Here is a 16025-nt window from a genome sequence, read left to right as displayed (position 1 = left end):
ATTATAAGGTTTGATCTCTATTGTTATATTGTTGTGAATTAGAGATTACTATAATTATTTAATATGTTTCCATGTTAATTCATTTGCCTAGATAGTATTCATAGAGGAATTATGAAAGGCTCAGTTGCTATTATTTTGAGACATCATGAGACTAGGAAGCGCTTGCTTTTGCGAGCTCTTGAGTCCGTGAAAAATCAATCATATCAAAATTATAAAGTTTTTATCATGACTAACGGTTCTGGTATACCGCCAGATATTGAAGAGTTAGTTTTTATTTCTGAAAGCGACAAAATTCATGCTGTCTCTTCTCAGGAAGAACTTATTAAGGCACTACACAGCTTCCCATTTGAGTATGCATGTTTTCTTGATGACGACGATACTTGGGCGCCAGAGTATTTATCCCGTTGTATCTCCGTTTTTGAAAAAAGTAAAGCTAGATATCAATCTGTTGGTGCTGTTGCCTGCCATGTTAATAAAGTTTATGAAATAGCTGAGGGCAACAGGATAAAAATAGACAGAACCGAACCGTGGAATCATTATTTCTCGGTTGGGCCGGTGAATATCGATGCGTTATATTATAGAAATAGTATCCCGGCATCATCATGCATTTTTGATTTTTCTGCATTTATACGCACTGTCGTGTCCCATAATATCATGGAGCCAGCGTTTTTCTGGGTGTTCTTGATATCATTTATGAGCAAGAATGATGTGTGGCTCGTTCCCGAATCTTTGTCTTTTTATCATTTCCGCCGGGAAGATGACTTTAACCTGGGCAACTATAGCATTATTCATGCCGAAGAGTATGGTTTTTCATCCAAAATCATTCTAAATAGTATAGCTAGAAATACCTCTGACGATTATACCTGTCGGTTTATTTCTAATTTTATCTTCAACGAAACGATGTTTCATCGAATAGCTTCGATTGAGAATAAAATTTGTCATCACTTCGGCCATTGAATAATTATGCTCAGGAGTAGAAGGAACTATGGATTTTAATAATTACGACTTCGTGAGTTTCGACATATTTGATACACTTTTGAGTCGAAAAATCGCGCGGCCCAAGGATTTGTTTTCACTGATTCAAGCTAATTTATCGTATGACGCTCAATATATCGCATGGCCCGATTTGGTCGATAATTTTTCTGTTATCAGGGAAAAGGCGGAAGAAAAAGCCAGACAACATAAGGTAAGTTTACACGGAGGTGAGCCTGAAATTCTGATATCCGACATCTATGACCAGGTCAGCCAAAGGATCCCAACATTGCCTAAGCATGTCATTAACATGCTTATTTCTCTAGAAATAGAGATGGAGAAGGCTGTTCTTTTTAAAAGTACAGCGGCAGAAGATCTTTTTAATAAGGCCAGGGCCGCAGGATGTAAGATTATCGTTATCAGCGATATGTATTTACCTTCGAAAGTACTACGCGAGTTACTGGAAAATTCTGGCTACAAAAATCTTGATGATGTTGCCATTTTTTCTTCAGGTGAAGAAGGGGTGTCTAAACACTCCGGAGAGTTATATCCTAAGGTTAGGAATAAACTTAACCTTAGTGGAAAACGTTGGTTGCATATTGGCGATAATAAGCATTCTGATGTTGAAATGGCAAAGCGTCATTCGATAGATGGGCTACATGCGGATTGGTCTGAATATGATGGCAGTGTTTCACGCCATTGGCAGATTAAAGATGTTATTGGCGAGTCTATTAATATTTCAGTAACGAATATTCAGGCGAGACAGTTTTTTTCTGATGACCCGCTCACTGAGATTGGTTTCAAGATATTTGGTCCATTGATGCTGGGTTACACATCCTGGATCCATGCTACGGCCAAAAAACTTAACGTTGAGAAACTATTGTTTTTGGCGCGAGATGCGCATTTAATTCGCGATATTTTTCTTAATTACTATAATAAAGATCGCCAGTTCGACTACCAGTATGTTTATCTTTCCCGTGCATCCACTTACAAAATGGGAATGACTGATTGGCCAATGCATCGTATCTGGCATCTGTTCGGTGGTAAGAATAGAAAAAGCATAAAAAACATTCTTTCTGTTATTGGACTAAATGCTGAAGAGCATCTTTCCGATATTCATGACGTTGGCTTCCCTGACGTAAACTATGTTCCAAGCCACGGCGAGCGTGATAAAGTTCATTGGCTGATTAATAAGCTGTTCATGCATGCTTTACTGCAAAACAAGAAGTATCGGGATGAATTCTCAGACTACTTCAAAGAAGCGGTAGGTGATTATTCTTCAGTCGCGTTAGTCGATATTGGTTGGATGGGAAACATTCAATCAGTCTTCAGCCGTGCTTTAGGAGATATCTGGGCAGATAAGAAAATAAGCGGGCTATACTTGGCAACCTTTGAAGGGGCTAAGGATAACAAATCCTATTATAATGACATGAAAGGTTGGTTGACCAATTTTGGGGAGCCTAGAAATCAACATGATTTGATCCTCTCTGGTGGGGTCGAGCTGTTGGAGTTTGCAATGGCGGACAATACCGGGTCGACCAAAGGTTACCAAAAGATTGATGGTAAAACTCAGCCAGTGAAAGAAAATGTGAGTGAGGAGGAGTTGGAATATCTTAAAAAAGCACAGCTTTTGCAAAAAGGTATTCTGTCATTCTTTGAATACATCTCTTCTATTCTTGCGGTTGTACCGTCAGAGGCCATGAGTAGCCGGTTACTGTCCGAACCTTTCTTTGAGCTTGTTTCAAATCCAAGCAGCTACGAGCTGGAAGCGTTGGTTGGCATTACTCACTCGGAGGCTGCGGGGGCCAATAATGGCCGCATTGCCTTAGCGGAGAAATTAAGTCTAAAAGAGCGCTTGCTTCAGGGGCATAAGTATTCAGAAATGTTTGAGCAGAGCTATTGGAAAGAAGGCTATAAGCGTATAAACAGGAAGAAATTCTGGAAGAAATATATCTAAATTATTGATATAAGATTCTAGTCAATAACCGGCATTAAAATATCCACAGGTGATATTTAATGCCGGTTTTTTTTTATGCCTAAAAAAGTGAAGTAGAAAAAACTGTGGCATTCATGCCGTAATTTTATCTTTTATGACGTTCGCGCAACCGGCCAATCACTTTGCTCAAGTCCAAATCCTGATCCTGCAGCAACACCAACAGGTGATAAATCAGATCAGAAGCTTCGTTGGTCAATTCTTCACGATCGTTCACCGTGGCGGCCAGTGCGGTCTCCACACCTTCTTCACCGACTTTCTGCGCGATACGCTTGGTGCCGCTGGCGTACAGGCTGGCGGTATAAGAGCTGTCGGGGCTGGCGTTTTTACGTTCTGCCAGCAGTTGTTCCAACTGATACAGAAAACCCCAGTCGCTGCTGGCCGGGTGGAAACAACTGGTGTTACCCAGGTGGCAGGTAGGGCCAATCGGATTAGCCAGAATCAACAGCGTGTCGTTGTCGCAGTCCGGGGTGATGCTGACTACGTTGAGGAAGTGGCCAGAGCTTTCGCCCTTGGTCCACAGGCGCTGTTTGGTGCGTGAGAAAAAGGTGACCTTGCCGCTCTGTTCGGTCACGGCCAGCGCTTCCTGATTCATATAGCCGAGCATCAGCACTTCGCCGGATACGGCATGCTGGACGATTACCGGCAGCAAGCGATCCGTTTTTTCCCAGTCGAGCTGGTTTCTTTGTTGTTCTGTTAACACAGGCGGATCTCCACACCTTGTTCGGACAAGAACCTTTTCAGGTCACCGATATTAATGATTTGTTTGTGGAACACCGAAGCGGCCAGTGCGCCATCGACATCGGCATCGCGGAAGGCTTCCAGAAAGTGCTCCATGGTGCCTGCGCCGCCGGAGGCGATTAATGGCACTTTGCACACTTCGCGCACCAGGCGCAGCTGTTCCAAATCGTAACCGTTACGTACGCCGTCCTGATTCATCATGTTCAGCACAATTTCGCCGGCGCCGCGTTTCTGCACTTCTTTCACCCAATCGAGGGTTTCCCACTCGGTGACGCGGGTGCGGCTTTCGTCACCGGTGTACTGGTTAACGTGGTACTTGCCGGTTTCGGCTTCGAACCAGGTATCAATGCCCACCACAATGCACTGCACGCCAAAGCGATCCGCCAGGCGGCTTATCAGCGTCGGGTCGGCCAGCGCCGGGGAGTTGATGGAAATCTTGTCGGCGCCGAAAGACAGGATCTGGCTGGCGTCTTCCGGGCTTTTAATTCCACCGGCGACGCAGAAGGGGATGTCGATCACCTCAGCTACGCGTGATACCCAGCTTTTATCTACCACCCGACCGTCGCTTGACGCGGTGATATCGTAAAACACCAGTTCGTCCGCGCCTTCCTGCGCGTAGCGCTGTGCCAGCGGCACTATGTCGCCGATAATTTCATGGTTGCGGAACTGCACGCCTTTCACTACCTGCCCGTCTTTAACATCCAGGCACGGGATTATCCGTTTTGCCAGCATGCGATCGCCTCCTCAACGCTAAACTTACCTTCCAGCAGGGCACGCCCCACAATCACACCCTCAACGCCACTGCCGCGCAGCTGGGCGATATCATCCAGATTACCGATACCGCCAGAGGCCTGGAAGGCGATCTGCGGATATCGTCGGCTGATTTCCTGATACAGCGCCACGTTGGAACCGGCCAATGTCCCGTCACGGGAAATATCGGTGCACAGCACGTGCTTGAGGCCATAAGGCAAGAACTGCTCAACCACCTGTTCCAGTGTGGCATCGGAGTTTTCCTGCCAACCGCTGATCGCCACGCGTTTGGTGCCGTCTGCGTCAATGCGCACGTCCAGTGCCAGTACCATGGCATCGGCGCCGTAGCGTTCGAACCAGCCCTGTACCAACTGCGGCTGTTTTACCGCGGTGGAGCCGATCACCACGCGGGTCGCACCGGCCTCCAGCAGGGCAGCGACGTCCTGCTCATTGCGAATACCGCCGCCGACCTGAACCGGTACGTTAACCCCTGCCAGCAGCTTGCGCAGCAGTGGGATTTGGCGTGCTGTCGGGTCTTTCGCGCCGGTCAGATCGACCAGATGCAATACCTGCGCGCCCTGTTGCTGATAGTCCTGCAGGCGTAACAGCGGATCGTTGCCGTAGTCGCGCTGCTGGCCGTAATCGCCCTGATGCAAGCGCACCACGTTGCCGTCGATCAAATCCAAAGCCGGAATAATCATGCTGCCTACATCTCCAGAAAGTTTTTCAACAGTTGCGCACCGGCCGCACCAGATCGCTCTGGATGAAACTGCACGCCGAAGAAGTTGTCTTTTTGTACGGCGGCGGTGAAGGGCTCGCCGTAATTCGCCTGGGCGATGGTGCTTGGGCATATCGGCATCGCATAGCTGTGAACGAAGTAGAAGTAGGCACCCTCTTCGATGCCGCGGAACAGATGATGGCCCGCCTGGGCAGAGACCTGATTCCAGCCCATGTGCGGCAGCGGCAGACCGAAGTCGGTCATCTGGGTGACCGGGGTATCGATAATGCCCAGCGTGTCGATGCCGCCGTTCTCTTCGCTGCTTTTGGCCAGCAACTGCATGCCGAGGCAAATCCCCAGCACCGGCTGGGTACAAGCCTTGATCAGCTCAATCAGCTCGCGCTGTTCCAGTTGATCCATCGCCGCCTGCGCGGTACCCACGCCCGGCAGGAACAGCTTGTCGGCGCGCAGGACAGTCTCCGGGTCACGGCTTACCTCCGGGCGGTAGCCCAGACGCTGCACCGCGTAGGTGACGGAGGCCAGGTTGGCACAGCCGGTGTCCAGAATCACCACGTCCATCACAGCACTCCTTTCGAGCTCGGGAGGGTGTTGCCCTCAACGCGGATCGCCTGGCGCAGCGTGCGGCCAAACACTTTGAACAGGCTTTCGACACGGTGGTGGTCGTTTTTGCCCTTGGTTTTCAGGTGCAGGGTACAGCCCATGGTGTAGGACAGCGAACGGAAGAAGTGCTCGACCATTTCGGTGCTCAGATCGCCGACGCGCTGATAGTTGAATTCCGCTTTATATTCCAGGTGCGGGCGGCCGGAGATATCCAGCGCGCAGCGTGCCAGACACTCGTCCATCGGCAACACAAAACCGAAACGTGCGATGCCGCGTTTGTCGCCCAGTGCCTTGTTCAGCGCTTCGCCCAGTGCCAGACCAGTGTCTTCCACCGTGTGGTGATCGTCGATATACAGATCGCCTTTGACGTTGATATCCATGCGGAAGCCGCCGTGGGTGGCGATCTGATCCAGCATGTGATCGAAGAAGCCGACGCCGGTCTTGATCTTGCTGCCGCCTTCGCGATCCAGCCAGACGTTGACGTCAATCTGCGTTTCCTTGGTCACGCGGTTAACCTGTGCATGACGATCGCGCTGGGTCAGTTGGCGAGTAATTTCTTTCCAGCCCAGGGAACCACGCTGATAACGCAGCCCCTGAATACCCATGTTCTCGGCCAGTTGCACGTCGGTTGGACGATCGCCGATCACGTAGCTGTGGACGGTATCCATTACGCCGGGTTCCAGATAGCCTTTGACCAGCGCGGTCTTCGGCTTGCGACAGTCACAGTTGTCCGCCGGCAGGTGCGGGCAGATCAGAATATCTTCAAAATGAATACCCTGTGAGCTGAGGATTTGCATCATCAGGTTATGCGGCGGATCGAAGGTTTCCTGCGGGAAACTGGCGGTGCCGAGGCCATCCTGGTTGGTGATCATCACCAGTTGATAACCCGCCTGCTGCAACTCTAATAGGCAAGGGATCACGTCCGGCTCCAGCGCCAGCTTATCCAGGCGGTCGACCTGGAAATCTTCTGGTGGTTCAGCAATCAGCGTGCCGTCACGGTCAATAAAGAGGAATTTCTGGCTCACATTGGCTCCTGGCGAGTCTTGGTTGCACCGGGCAGGGCAGACAGCGCATCAACCACGCGCTGGCATTCTTCACGGGTGCCTATGGTGATGCGCAGGCAGCCGGATAACCCCGGTTGTTTATTTTGGTCTCTTAAGATGATGCCCTGATCCCACAAGGTTTTAAACACATTACTGGAGGCAGTGAATCGTGCCAGCAGGTAATTGCTGTCGCTGGTGAAAACCTGTTCAACGCAGGCACAGTTTTGCAGCGCCTGCTGCAGCCAACTGCGGTTGGCGGCAATCTCGGTAACCCGTTGGCGCATGATGCGGATCCCCTCGGTGCTGAGCGCCTGGGCGGCGATATCGGCGACCGGGGTGGACAGCGGATAAGGGGCGATCACCTTCAGCAGCAGAGCGATCAACTCTTCGTTGCCGAGGGTAAAACCGCAGCGCAATCCAGCCAGTGCAAAGGCCTTGGACAGGGTGCGCAAGATTGCCAGGTGCGGGTAGTCGTTCAGCCAGCCGGCGACGCTTGCCTGCGGGCAGAATTCGATATAGGCCTCGTCGACCGCAACGATCGCCTTGCCCTTGGCCATTTCCAGCAGGCTGCGCAGATCGTTGGCATCGATCAGGTTACCCGTCGGGTTGTTGGGGCTGCAGACGTAAATCAGTTTCACGTTGTCCAGGCTGTCGGCGATAGCCGGCAAATCCAGCTGCCAGTCCTGTTTGGCCGCCACGGTACGACGCTCCACGCCAAAGGTTTCGGCGCTGACGGCATACATGCCGTAGGTCGGTGGGCAGAACAGGATGGCGTCTTTTCCCGGCTCGCAGAATGCGCGGATCAGCAGTTCGATACCTTCATCTGCCCCACGGCTGACCAGCACCTGCTCTTTTTTAACCCCGGCGTACTCGGCGTAGCGTTCGATCACCAGAGCCGGTTGGCACTCCGGGTAACGGTTAAAGGTTTGAGCGGTCAGTTGGAACTTTGGGGCTATCGGGTATTCGTTGGCGTTCAGCCACACGTCGCCGTTACCACCCAGGCGGCGTGCCGACTGATAAGGGGTCAGATCGCGAACGTTGGCACGGGCCAGATTTTCAATGCTCATGCTTGCTCCTTCAGGGCGGCAACGCGCAGGGTCACGGCGTTTTTGTGGGCAATCAACTGCTCGGCGGCGGCCAGGGTTTCAATGGTGGCGGCCAGGTTCATAAAGCCCTGCGGCGTCAATTCCTGCACCGTCATGCGCTTTTGGAAGTCCGCCAGCCCCAAACTGGAGCAGGTGGCGGTGTAACCATAGGTTGGCAGCACGTGGTTGGTGCCGGACGCATAGTCACCGGCGGACTCCGGTGACCAGTCGCCAAGGAATACCGAACCGGCGCTGGTGATGCTGTCGACCAGAGCGCGGGCGTCGCGGGTCTGAATGATCAGGTGCTCCGGGCCATACTGATTGCTGATGGCCACGCATTCGGCCAAATCTTTGGTGACAATCAGTCGGCTACTGGCCAGCGCCTGACGTGCAGTTTCGGCGCGTGGTAACTGTGCCAGTTGCTGTTCTACGGCATCGCGTACCGCCTGCGCCATCGCGGCGTCCGGCGTAAGTAAAATCACCTGCGAGTCCGGGCCGTGCTCTGCCTGCGACAGCAGATCCGAGGCGACGAACGCCGGAGTGGCACCGGCGTCAGCGATCACCAGCACTTCGGAAGGGCCGGCCGGCATATCGATGGCGGCGCCGTCCAGCCGTTGGCTGATTTGGCGTTTGGCTTCGGTGACAAAGGCATTGCCCGGTCCGAAGATTTTCGCCACGCGCGGTACGGAGTCGGTACCGAACGCCATAGCGGCGATCGCCTGCGCACCGCCAACCTGAAACACCTCTTCCACTCCGCACAGTTGCGCGGCATACAGTATCTCGTCGGCAATCGGCGGCGGTGAGCACAGCACTACGCGGCGGCAACCGGCGATGCGTGCCGGTGTCGCCAGCATCAGCACCGTAGAAAACAGCGGCGCGGAGCCGCCGGGAATATACAGGCCAACCGAGTCGATCGGACGCGTGATCTGCTGACAACGCACGCCCGGCTGGGTTTCCACATCAACCGGCGGCAGTTGTTGCGCATTATGGAAGGTCTCCACATTACCGACCGCTACGGCCATCGCCTGCTTGATCTCATCACCCAGACGCGCGCTGGCAGCCGTTATTTGCTCTGCGGTGACGCGCAGTGCGCCAACTTCGGTTTTATCAAATTTGGCGCTGTATTCGCGCAGCGCTTGATCGCCATTGGCCTTCACGTTGTCGAGGATTTCGCTCACCGTGCGGGTGATGCTGTCCGAGGCGGAGATCGCCGGACGCATCAGCAGTGCCGTGCGCTGTTCGGCGCTGCAGTCTGCCCAGTTGACCAGAGTATTGAAGTTCGACATGGCCTTACTCCATCATCTTCTCAATAGGCAATACCAGAATCGAGCTGGCCCCGAGCGCTTTGAGTTTTTCCATGGTTTCCCAGAACAGGGTTTCGCTACTGACCATGTGCATGGCTACGCGGTTCTGTGCCCCGGCCAATGGCAGAATGGTCGGGCGTTCGGCACCCGGCAGCAGCGCGACGATTTCGTCCAGGCGCTCGCTCGGTGCGTGCAGCATGATGTATTTGGATTCACGCGCCTGGATCACGCCCTGAATACGGGTCATCAGGCGGTCGATCAATTGCTGTTTGGCTTCCGGCATTTCGCCATCGCGCTGGATCAGGCAGGCTTTCGAACGGTAAATCACTTCAACTTCACGCAGCCCGTTGGCTTCCAGCGTGGCACCGGTGGAGACCAGGTCACAGATGGCGTCGGCCAAACCGGCACGTGGGGCGACTTCTACCGAACCGTTCAGCAAACAGGATTTGAAGCGTACGCCCTGTTTGTCGAGGTATTGCTTGAGCAGGTGTGGATAAGAGGTGGCGATGCGGGCGTCTTGCAGGCTTTGTGGGCCGGTGTATTCACTGTCGAGCGAGGTAGCCAGCGACAGGCGGCAAGCGCCGAAATCCAGGCGGCGCAGGGTGAAATAGCGCGGGTCTTCGCCCTGAGCGCGGCGGGTGAGCAGCTCTTCTTCCAGCACGTTCTCACCGATAATACCCAGGTCGACCACGCCGTCCATCACCAGGCCCGGGATGTCGTCATCACGGACGCGCAGGATATCGATCGGCATATTCTCCGCGAAGGCGATCAGGCGTTGTTGCTGCAGGTTGATTTTGATACCGCAGCGCGCCAGCAATTCCTGAGACTCATCACTCAGGCGGCCCGATTTCTGCATTGCTATCCGTAAACGTGTTTTATCCAGCATGGTAACCTCTGTTTAATCTGTAATTTTATGAATTTATTATGAAAATTATTTTGTCTGTCTGTCCGGAGCCAAAAAAAAACCCTCGGAAGAAATCTTCCGAGGGCTCTCTCTTGCATTCTGCGCGCCACTGGAAGATTAGAAAACTGTCTTCCAGCACTCATCGCCTGAAAGACTAGTCAGGGTGATGGTGATGATGGTGGCTGAACTGAATGCGTGTCATGGTGTTTTCTCTGTATAAAGTCGCTACAAACTCAATTGCTAATTAACCTAAACTATCCGCCGTCTTTCACGCAACTCTTTTTTATCGTCATAAATTTAATTTATTGAAACAGGTTGAGTTATTAGTTGGACGCGACTTTACCTAAGCTTAAGGTCGGTGGATTGAATCACTACGCCGACTGGCGTAGCCTTAATGGGCAAAGTGTTGCAGTCTTCAGGAGAGGAAGCTGATGAAAAAGGTAGCCATTATTGGCCTGGGTTGGTTGGGTATGCCGCTGGCTCTGTCGCTGATGAGCCGTGGGTTTGACGTCGTTGGCAGTAAAACCACGCCGGATGGCGTCGAGGCCGCACGGATGAGCGGGATTGAATGCTATCAGCTGGAACTGACGCCGGAACTGATTTGCGAACCGGAGGATCTGGAGGCGCTGCTGCGCGTCGATGCGCTGGTGGTGACACTCCCGGCCCGCCGCACCGTCGAAGGCAGCGAAAACTATTTTAATGCGGTGCGCATGCTGGTGGACAGCGCGATGGCCTTTGGTGTGCCGCGTATCCTGTTTACCAGTTCAACCTCGGTGTACGGGGAAACCACCGGCACGGTACGCGAAGACTCGCCGTTGAAGCCGGTTTCACCTTCCGGCTTGGTGCTGGCGGAGCTGGAGCGTTGGCTGCATGAACTGCCGAACACCTCGGTGGATATTTTGCGTCTGGCCGGGCTGGTGGGGGGCGATCGCCATCCTGGACGTTTCCTGGCAGGCAAAGTCGATGTCAAAGGCGGTTCGCAAGGGGTCAATCTGGTGCATCAGGACGACGTGATCGGTGCGATCCAACTGTTGCTGAAACTGCCGAAAGGCGGCCATGTTTATAACCTGTGCGCCCCGGCCCATCCCACCAAGCGTGAGTTCTATCCGGCGCTGGCCGAACAATTAAATCTGGCGCCACCGCAGTTTGCCGCCGAGACGGAACAGGGCGGGCGGCTGGTGGACGGCAGCCGTATCTGCAATGAACTGGGGTTTGAATATCAGTACCCGGATCCGGCGAGAATGCCGGTCAATTAAGCGTTTGAACATGCCCTGCCAAGTGCGGGGCATTTTTTCGTGCTGTTCGCAGGGGCTACATCAACGCCATAGCGGCTGAAATCTCTCCGGCGCGCTGCAAATCCTCCAGCAATGCGCTCAGTGCCTCCTTCGGCAACCCCGGCCGGCTCACCAGACTCAATGCCGCCTGATAAGACAGCGCTTGCCCTCCCAACTGTTTCAGTACGCCTTGCTCTACCCAACGCGCAGCGTAATGGGTGGGCAGATAACCGAGATACTCGCCGCTGAGCACCAAATGAGCGACCCCTTCCATATGATGAGCGACGGCACTGAGGTTTAACGGTGCCAGCGGACAAAGTTGCTGTGCCAACAAGTAGCCACGTTTAACCCAGCGTGCATTTTCAATCTGTTCACGCCCCGGTTGCTCCAGCGTAAACAGCGGGTGATCGCTACTGCAATAAACCGCCTGCGTCTCTGCTATCCAGGGCTGATACTGCAGCTCGTCCAACTGCTGACCGAAATAACCGATGCCCAAATCAAGCTGCTGATTCAGCAGCCCCTGTTCTATTTCTCCGGGGGCGCAAATGCGGCACTGCAACTGCACATCCTGGTGTCGGCGTTGAAACTGTTTGATGGCATGGCTGAAGGGATTGCCCGGCAGCGACACCAGATTATCCACCAGGCCAATCTGCAAATCCCCGGTCAGCAGGCCGTTCAGCGACTGACTGACGCGGGTAAAGTCACGAGCGGCGTTGAACAGGGTGCGGCAGGCGATCAGCATGCGTTCACCTTTCGGCGTCAGCATAAAACCGGAGCGGCCCCGCTGACACAGACGAAATCCCAGCCGGGTCTCCAGGGTGGCGAGATGGGTGCTGATGGTCGACTGGTTCATCAGCAGCGTTTCCTGGGCAGCGCTGACGCCATGGGCTTCGGCGACGGCGACGAAGACCCGCAGCAGTCGCAGATCAATATCGCTTAGGTTGGTGAGCATCCGTTCCTCCGCAGTAATAGCGCGTATTAACCATTTTATAACACTCCAAAAATGAAGCTGGCGGCCGTAAATCTGTCTTTTTATGTCACGAATGCCAAATAAAATCCAATGGTTCAACTGGTTACCAATCATCGGTGTTTTCAATGCTTACATCCCAAAGATGGAATGGTAGCCCTGTCAGGGGGCGGGTAGCCTGTAATTGTTATCCAAATGTTGAAATTATCTGACAGCCGAATAAGGAAAGATCATGCTGAATCAACCCCAAAGCGGTAATGATATGCCGCGTTTTGCCGGCATCCCCACCATGATGCGTCTACCCGTCGCCGATGATGCACGGGGGCTGAATGCGGCCTTCGTCGGTATTCCTCTTGATATTGGTACCTCAAACCGCAGCGGCACGCGCTACGGGCCGCGACAAATCAGGCAAGAGTCGGTGATGATCCGCCCTTACAACATGGGCACCGCGGCCGCCCCTTTTGAACGGCTGCAGGTTGCCGACCTGGGGGATGTCGCCATCAATCCTTACAGCCTGGAAGACAGCGTTCGCCGCATTGAGTTGGCCTATAACGGCATTCTGGCCCACGGCTGCATTCCACTGACGCTGGGGGGCGACCACACGCTGACGTTGCCTGTCCTGCGCGCCATGGCCAGCCGATATGGCCCGGTTGGATTAATTCACGTAGACGCCCACTCAGACACCAACGAAGAGATGTTTGGGGAAAAGTTGGCGCACGGAACGACTTTCCGCCGAGCCTTTGAAGAGGGGTTATTGCAACCACAACGGGTCATTCAGATTGGCCTGCGCGGCAGTGGTTATGAAGCTGATGACTTCGATTGGTCGCGCAAGCAGGGGTTCCGCGTGGTCCCGGCAGAAGCCTGCTGGTACCGCTCGTTGGCACCGCTGATGGCGGAAGTGCGCGAGCAAATGGGCAATGCGCCGGTTTACCTCAGTTTCGACATCGACGGTCTGGATCCGGCATTTGCACCGGGTACCGGCACGCCGGAGGTCGGTGGGCTGTCAGTCTGGCAGGGGCTGGAAATTGTCAGAGGTTGCCGGGGGCTGAATCTGGTCGGCAGCGACGTGGTGGAGGTCTCGCCGCCTTACGATCGTTCCGGTAACACTGCGTTACTGGCGGCCAACCTGTTGTTTGAAATGCTGTGCGTACTGCCTGAGCGATAAGGCGACGGCGATAACCTGATCGGCGGAGCCGTTGCGCCTGATACCGAATAATAACAAGCATGCGGAGTGACCGATGAATCTCGACCTGCTGGTAGTGGTGTTTTACTTTTTGGTGATAGGGGCGGTGGGTTGGCTTGGCGTTCGCCGGGCCACCACCAAGGAAGATTATCTGGTGGCCGGCCGCAATCTGGGGCCTTGTTTGTACCTGGGCACGCTGTCCGCCGTGGTGCTTGGCGGCGCTTCTACCATTGGCAGCGTTAAGCTGGGTTACACCTATGGGATCTCGGGCGTATGGCTTTGTGGTGCGCTGGGCGCGGGGATTGTGGTGTTGAGCATGGTGTTGGCCAAACCGCTGCTCAAGCTAAAGCTCTATACCGTCAGCCAGGTGTTGGCGCGGCGCTATCATCCAGCCGCCAGGGTCACCAGCGGTGCCATTATGCTGGCTTATGACCTGATGGTGGCGGTGACCTCGATTATCGCTATCGGCAGTGTGATGCAGGTGATGTTTGATTTGTCGTTCACCGCTTCGATTCTGCTCGGCGGCGGTTTGGTGGTGCTTTATTCCACGCTGGGTGGCATGTGGTCGCTGACGCTAACCGACATCATCCAGTTTATCATCATGACCGTTGGCATGATGCTGGTGTTGATGCCGATGAGCATCGTCAAGGCCGGTGGCTGGGCGGCGTTCAGCCACCTGTTGCCGGACAGTTACTACCAACTGTCGTCGATCGGGCTCGATACCATCCTGGTGTTCTTCCTGATCTACTTCTTCGGCATTCTGATTGGTCAGGATATCTGGCAGCGGGTATTTACCGCGCGTAGCACCAATATTGCCCGCTACGCCGGGCTGGGGGCAGGGGTGTACTGCGTGCTGTATGGCGTGGCCGGCGCTCTGATTGGCATGGCCGGCAAGTTGGTGCTGCCGCATCTGACCAATACCGACGGCGCCTTTGCCGCCATTGCTCAGGCGGTGCTGCCGCCGGGCGTGAGCGGGCTGGTGGCGGCGGCGGCGTTGGCGGCACTGATGTCGACGGCCAGTGCCTGTCTGTTGGCATCGTCAACCATCGCGCTGGAAGACGTACTGCCGGCTGTCCGCAAGCGGCCTTCCGGTGGGCTGGCGGCCGGGCGATTCACAACCTTTGTCATGGGCTGCATTATGTTGGGGCTGGCGTTTGTGGTGCGTGACGTGATGATGGCGCTGACGCTGGCCTATAACCTGTTGGTGGGCGGTATGTTGATCCCCCTGATCGGTGCGATTTTCTGGCAACGTGCCACCAGCACCGGCGCTATTGCCAGCATGCTAACCGGCAGCCTGAGCGTATTGGCGCTGATGTATTACCACGGCATTGAGGCCAACAGCCCGATCTACGGTGGCTTGCTGGCGGGCGGGGCGGCCTTTCTGATAGGCAGCCTGCTGACCCGGCCAAGCCCGCAGCCGCAGGTACAGCCGGAATAATGGGTAACCCTGGGGCTGTGACGGGCAGCCCCATTACCCACTACAGCCAGCCGGATCGCTTCAATTTTTGATACAGGAAGAAGCAGCCGACGGCGGTCACCCCGAGGATGGTGTGATAGGCCCAGGGGAATTTCAGCTCCGGCATATTGGCGAAGTTCATGCCGTACAGGCTGAATATTACCGTAGGGATCGCCAAAATTGCCCCCCAGCCCGCCAGTCGTTTTACCACTTCGTTCTGTTTAACCGTGACCAGCGCCAGGTTGACGTGCATGGCGTTAGTCAGCATTTCACGCATATCGTCGATATTGCTGACCACCTGGCGCGCATGGTCTTGCACATCTCGCACGTAGGCGCGCAGCTCTTTCGGGATCACCTCTTCATGCAGGCGAATCAGCTGATTGCAGATTTCGTCCATCGGCATTGCGGCATTACGCAACGCCAGCAGGTGGCGTCGCAGGGTATAGACGTTCTCAATGGCCGCCTGATCAAACTCGGATTTGAACATGTTGGCTTCGATGGCCTCGATTTCCGTCTCGAACTTCGCTACCACGGTGCGGTAGTTATCAACCACAAAGTCCATCACCGAATACAAGGCAAAGCCCGGCCCACGGCACATTTGCTTGTGGTTTTCCTCGGCCTTGAGACGGATCGGCGCGTAGCTGGGCGAATCACCGTGACGCACCGTGACCAGAAAGTTTTTGCCGACAAAGAAGTGGGTTTCGCCGTACTCGACTTCGTCCTGACCCCACTGCGCAGTTTTGACCACGATAAACAGCGAATCGCCGTAGGCTTCCAGTTTGGGGCGCTGGTGGGCGCAAAGCGCGTCCTCAATCGCCAGATCGTGCAGTCCAAACTCCTCCTGAACCTTACGCATAAAGGCGTCTTCCGGCTGCCACAACCCGAGCCAGACGAAGGTGTCCGGCTGTTTGACCACCTCGCTGATATCATCAATGGTCACTTCACCCAGCCGTTGACCAGCCTTGTACGCCACGCAATTCACAACCATGGTTGCGGTTTCCATCAAGCCACCTG

Annotated in this window: 16 protein-coding genes and 1 other annotated feature; of the genes, 5 read left to right on the top strand and 11 right to left on the bottom strand. The window is 54.3% G+C overall.

Features of this window, described 5'->3' with window-relative positions; translation table 11 throughout:
* Positions 1–111 precede the first annotated feature (111 nt).
* Both FCL49_RS06745 and FCL49_RS06740 read left to right on the top strand, forming a co-directional pair.
* A complete protein-coding gene (locus FCL49_RS06745; protein WP_174352910.1) occupies positions 112–957 on the top strand; it encodes a glycosyltransferase family A protein in 846 nt (281 codons plus the stop codon).
* Between the two features lie 28 nt (positions 958–985).
* Positions 986–2929, top strand: coding sequence for an HAD-IA family hydrolase (locus FCL49_RS06740; protein WP_174352909.1), 1944 nt, complete (start codon positions 986–988; stop codon positions 2927–2929).
* Between the two features lie 124 nt (positions 2930–3053).
* Here FCL49_RS06740 and hisIE read toward each other — a convergent pair whose 3' ends face one another.
* The 9 genes from hisIE to hisL form a co-directional block, all read right to left on the bottom strand.
* Positions 3054–3668 (bottom strand): bifunctional phosphoribosyl-AMP cyclohydrolase/phosphoribosyl-ATP diphosphatase HisIE, encoded by a 615-nt coding sequence (hisIE, locus tag FCL49_RS06735; protein WP_174352908.1) that lies wholly within the window; start codon positions 3666–3668, stop codon positions 3054–3056.
* Positions 3662–4438 carry an imidazole glycerol phosphate synthase subunit HisF gene (gene hisF / locus FCL49_RS06730; protein ID WP_017892208.1) on the bottom strand — a complete coding sequence of 259 codons (777 nt, stop codon included), beginning with the start codon at positions 4436–4438 and terminating at the stop codon, positions 3662–3664. The genes hisIE and hisF overlap by 7 nt, the downstream gene beginning before the upstream one ends.
* The gene (gene hisA / locus FCL49_RS06725) at positions 4420–5157 is read right to left on the bottom strand and encodes a 1-(5-phosphoribosyl)-5-[(5-phosphoribosylamino)methylideneamino]imidazole-4-carboxamide isomerase (RefSeq protein ID WP_174352907.1); all 738 of its coding nucleotides are present in this window, start codon (positions 5155–5157) and stop codon (positions 4420–4422) included. Before hisA ends, hisF begins: the two co-directional genes overlap by 19 nt.
* Before the next feature lie 5 nt (positions 5158–5162).
* Positions 5163–5753, bottom strand: a complete 591-nt coding sequence (gene hisH / locus FCL49_RS06720) for an imidazole glycerol phosphate synthase subunit HisH (protein ID WP_174352906.1) — start codon at positions 5751–5753, stop codon at positions 5163–5165.
* On the bottom strand, positions 5753–6820 hold the full coding sequence (gene hisB, locus FCL49_RS06715; RefSeq protein ID WP_012006046.1) for a bifunctional histidinol-phosphatase/imidazoleglycerol-phosphate dehydratase HisB: 1068 nt from the start codon (positions 6818–6820) through the stop codon (positions 5753–5755). Before hisB ends, hisH begins: the two co-directional genes overlap by 1 nt.
* Entirely contained in the window at positions 6817–7905 is a 1089-nt protein-coding gene (gene hisC / locus FCL49_RS06710; RefSeq protein ID WP_174352905.1) for a histidinol-phosphate transaminase, read from the bottom strand. Before hisC ends, hisB begins: the two co-directional genes overlap by 4 nt.
* Positions 7902–9209 carry a histidinol dehydrogenase gene (gene hisD / locus FCL49_RS06705; RefSeq protein WP_174352904.1) on the bottom strand — a complete coding sequence of 436 codons (1308 nt, stop codon included), beginning with the start codon at positions 9207–9209 and terminating at the stop codon, positions 7902–7904. Before hisD ends, hisC begins: the two co-directional genes overlap by 4 nt.
* A 4-nt stretch (positions 9210–9213) precedes the next feature.
* Entirely contained in the window at positions 9214–10113 is a 900-nt protein-coding gene (hisG, locus tag FCL49_RS06700) for an ATP phosphoribosyltransferase (RefSeq protein ID WP_174352903.1), read from the bottom strand.
* Between the two features lie 70 nt (positions 10114–10183).
* Positions 10184–10310, bottom strand: a sequence feature (His leader region).
* Entirely contained in the window at positions 10286–10333 is a 48-nt protein-coding gene (gene hisL, locus FCL49_RS06695; protein WP_101495319.1) for a his operon leader peptide, read from the bottom strand. Its footprint overlaps the feature before it by 25 nt.
* Positions 10334–10562: 229 nt before the next feature.
* Between hisL and FCL49_RS06690 the strand changes: the two genes are divergently transcribed.
* Positions 10563–11387 carry an SDR family oxidoreductase gene (locus FCL49_RS06690; RefSeq protein WP_174352902.1) on the top strand — a complete coding sequence of 275 codons (825 nt, stop codon included), beginning with the start codon at positions 10563–10565 and terminating at the stop codon, positions 11385–11387.
* A 55-nt stretch (positions 11388–11442) separates the two neighbouring features.
* Here the strand turns inward: FCL49_RS06690 and FCL49_RS06685 are convergent, their stop codons facing one another.
* Positions 11443–12357 carry a LysR family transcriptional regulator gene (locus FCL49_RS06685; protein WP_174352901.1) on the bottom strand — a complete coding sequence of 305 codons (915 nt, stop codon included), beginning with the start codon at positions 12355–12357 and terminating at the stop codon, positions 11443–11445.
* 247 nt (positions 12358–12604) lie between these two features.
* Between FCL49_RS06685 and speB the strand changes: the two genes are divergently transcribed.
* Entirely contained in the window at positions 12605–13537 is a 933-nt protein-coding gene (speB, locus tag FCL49_RS06680) for an agmatinase (RefSeq protein WP_174352900.1), read from the top strand.
* Between the two features lie 73 nt (positions 13538–13610).
* Positions 13611–14993 (top strand): sodium:solute symporter, encoded by a 1383-nt coding sequence (locus FCL49_RS06675; RefSeq protein WP_174352899.1) that lies wholly within the window; start codon positions 13611–13613, stop codon positions 14991–14993.
* A gap of 40 nt (positions 14994–15033) precedes the next feature.
* Here FCL49_RS06675 and corA read toward each other — a convergent pair whose 3' ends face one another.
* On the bottom strand, positions 15034–16014 hold the full coding sequence (corA, locus tag FCL49_RS06670) for a magnesium/cobalt transporter CorA (RefSeq protein ID WP_174352898.1): 981 nt from the start codon (positions 16012–16014) through the stop codon (positions 15034–15036).
* Between the last annotated feature and the right edge of the window lie 11 nt (positions 16015–16025).

The sequence above is a fragment of the Serratia proteamaculans genome, assembly GCF_013337185.1.
GTDB classification, from domain to species: Bacteria; Pseudomonadota; Gammaproteobacteria; order Enterobacterales; family Enterobacteriaceae; genus Serratia; species Serratia proteamaculans_D.
Note: the sequence above shows the minus strand (reverse complement) of the source record. Positions and strands in the feature narration are given on the sequence as shown.

Coding starts and splice junctions, on each gene's coding strand:
- hisH (WP_174352906.1), bottom strand. CDS start 5,753: ATGGACGTGGTGATTCTGGACACCGGCTGTGCCAACCTGGCCTCCGTC.
- FCL49_RS06685 (WP_174352901.1), bottom strand. CDS start 12,357: ATGCTCACCAACCTAAGCGATATTGATCTGCGACTGCTGCGGGTCTTC.
- FCL49_RS06690 (WP_174352902.1), top strand. CDS start 10,563: ATGAAAAAGGTAGCCATTATTGGCCTGGGTTGGTTGGGTATGCCGCTG.
- hisF (WP_017892208.1), bottom strand. CDS start 4,438: ATGCTGGCAAAACGGATAATCCCGTGCCTGGATGTTAAAGACGGGCAG.
- FCL49_RS06740 (WP_174352909.1), top strand. CDS start 986: ATGGATTTTAATAATTACGACTTCGTGAGTTTCGACATATTTGATACA.
- hisG (WP_174352903.1), bottom strand. CDS start 10,113: ATGCTGGATAAAACACGTTTACGGATAGCAATGCAGAAATCGGGCCGC.
- hisD (WP_174352904.1), bottom strand. CDS start 9,209: ATGTCGAACTTCAATACTCTGGTCAACTGGGCAGACTGCAGCGCCGAA.
- speB (WP_174352900.1), top strand. CDS start 12,605: ATGCTGAATCAACCCCAAAGCGGTAATGATATGCCGCGTTTTGCCGGC.
- hisA (WP_174352907.1), bottom strand. CDS start 5,157: ATGATTATTCCGGCTTTGGATTTGATCGACGGCAACGTGGTGCGCTTG.
- hisC (WP_174352905.1), bottom strand. CDS start 7,905: ATGAGCATTGAAAATCTGGCCCGTGCCAACGTTCGCGATCTGACCCCT.
- FCL49_RS06745 (WP_174352910.1), top strand. CDS start 112: ATGAAAGGCTCAGTTGCTATTATTTTGAGACATCATGAGACTAGGAAG.
- FCL49_RS06675 (WP_174352899.1), top strand. CDS start 13,611: ATGAATCTCGACCTGCTGGTAGTGGTGTTTTACTTTTTGGTGATAGGG.
- corA (WP_174352898.1), bottom strand. CDS start 16,014: ATGGAAACCGCAACCATGGTTGTGAATTGCGTGGCGTACAAGGCTGGT.